We start from the raw sequence: 1965 nt of genomic DNA on the forward strand, positions 1-1965 counted from the left end.
GTCTCCTCCTCCCCCACCTACTGGTCCGAAGAGAACCGAACCGCCCCCGCCGGAATCCGCGCATCGCACCACACCCGCATGCCGGCGCGGAGTTCGTTGTCGGCGCCGATGATCGCGCCGTCTCCGATGACTGTGCCGGTGAGGACGGAGCGTTCGCCGACTCGGGCCCGGGTGCCGATCAGGGAGTCGGTGATGACCGCGCCCGGTTCGATGACCGCGCCCGGCAGGATCGTCGAACCGAAGACCCTCGCGCCCTCCGCCACGAACGCGCCCTCGCCCACCACCGTGCCGCCCGTCAGTTTGGCGTCGGCGGCCACGCGGGCCGTGGGGAGGACCAGGCGGTCGCCGCAGCGGCCTGGGATCGCGGGGGACGGGGCCCGGCCCAGGACGAGGTCCGCCGAGCCTCGGACGAAGGCCGCCGGGGTGCCGAGGTCGAGCCAGTACGTCGAGTCCACCAGGCCTTGGAGGTGGGCGCTGGCCGCCAGCAGATCCGGGAAAGTCTCCCGTTCCACCGACACCGGGCGGCCTGCCGGGATCGTGTCGATGATCGAGCGGCGGAATACGTACGCGCCCGCGTTGATCTGGTCGGTGACGATCTCCTCGGGGGTCTGGGGCTTCTCCAGGAAGGCCAGGACTCGGCCCGTCTCGTCCGTGGGGACCAGACCGTACGCGCGCGGGTCCGTGACCTTGGTCAGGTGGAGGGAGACGTCCGCGCCCGTTGTCTCGTGGGTGTGGACCAGGGCCCTGATGTCCAGGCCCGTCAGGATGTCGCCGTTGAAGATCAGGACCGGGTCGTCGGGACCCGAGTGGAGCCGCGAGGCAACGTTGCGGATCGCGCCGCCCGTGCCGAGGGGCTCGTCCTCCGTGACGTACTCGATGTGCAGGCCGAGGGACGAACCGTCACCGAAGTGCGGTTCGAACACCTCCGCCAGATAGGAAGTGGCCAGGACGATGTGGTCCACGCCCGCCGCTCTCGCTCGCGCCAGCTGATGCGTGAGGAACGGCACCCCCGCCGCCCTGACCATCGGCTTGGGGGTGTGCACCGTGAGCGGGCGCAACCGGGTGCCCTTGCCGCCGACCAGGAGGATCGCTTCTGTCACCTGTCGTCTCTGCTTCCTGCCGGGACCGGCCGAACTGTTTTTTCGGCCGGCCAGTGTATGCAGACCGTGGATCTGCGCAGCCGCGCGTCACTGTGCGGCTGCGCAGGTGTTCCGCAGACCCTTCCCCGGCCCCCCTGTCGGTCCGCCCCGGTCAGCGGCCCTGGTACCGGGCAGACGTGGAACGGGCCGAGCCGAGCTTGCCGTAGAGCTGCCGTCCTGGGCAGTCCGTGGCGAACCCGTCCCGATGGCCGGAGATCACATTGAGTCGTACGTTCTTTCCTTTTCGGTAGAGATTGCCACCACCGGACTTCAGGTATGTCTTGCCGCGCGGATTGACCCCGTAGAGGCCGAGCTTCCAGGCGGTGAGCCTGGCGATGGCGGTCACTGCCGCCGAGGACGGTTTGGCGCTGCTGAAGGTCCCGAGGACCGCGATCCCCATGCTGTTGGTGTTGAAACCGAGGGTGTGGGCGCCCATGACCGCCTTCGCCACTCCCCCGGCGCGACCCTCGTAGATGGTCCCGCACTTGTCGACGAGGAAGTTGTAGCCGATGTCGCGCCAGCCGCTGCTCTTGACGTGGTACCGGTAGATACCGCGAATGACTGAAGGCGCTTGTGAGCAGCGGTAGTTGTTGCCGGTCGCGGTGTGGTGCACGAAGGCCGCCTTGACCTTCTTCGTGTACACGAACCCCTTCTCCCGCAGCTTCTCGTCGGCACCCCAGCCGTGCCGGGTGACGATGCGCGGGCGCGGGCCGATGTACGGCTGCACCTTGCCGCCCACGGCGACCAGTTCCCGTTCCGTGGCCTGCTTGCTCAGCGCCGGGAGCTCGGTGGCGGCGAGGCGGGGGGTGGCGGTGCGGTTGGTGGT

At 69.1% G+C, this 1965-nt stretch carries 2 protein-coding genes; both read right to left on the reverse strand.

Annotation, left to right across the window (positions count from 1 at the left end):
- Positions 1–17 precede the first annotated feature (17 nt).
- On the reverse strand, positions 18–1100 hold the full coding sequence (gene manB, locus AC31A1_RS50680; protein ID WP_489659795.1) for a mannose-1-phosphate guanylyltransferase: 1083 nt from the start codon (positions 1098–1100) through the stop codon (positions 18–20).
- Positions 1101–1251: 151 nt separating this feature from the next.
- Positions 1252–1965, reverse strand: a 714-nt coding sequence (locus AC31A1_RS50685; protein ID WP_489659796.1) for a peptidoglycan recognition protein family protein, incomplete at its 5' end; no start/stop codon positions are given.

This window comes from Streptomyces sp. P5F9, from assembly GCF_057961495.1.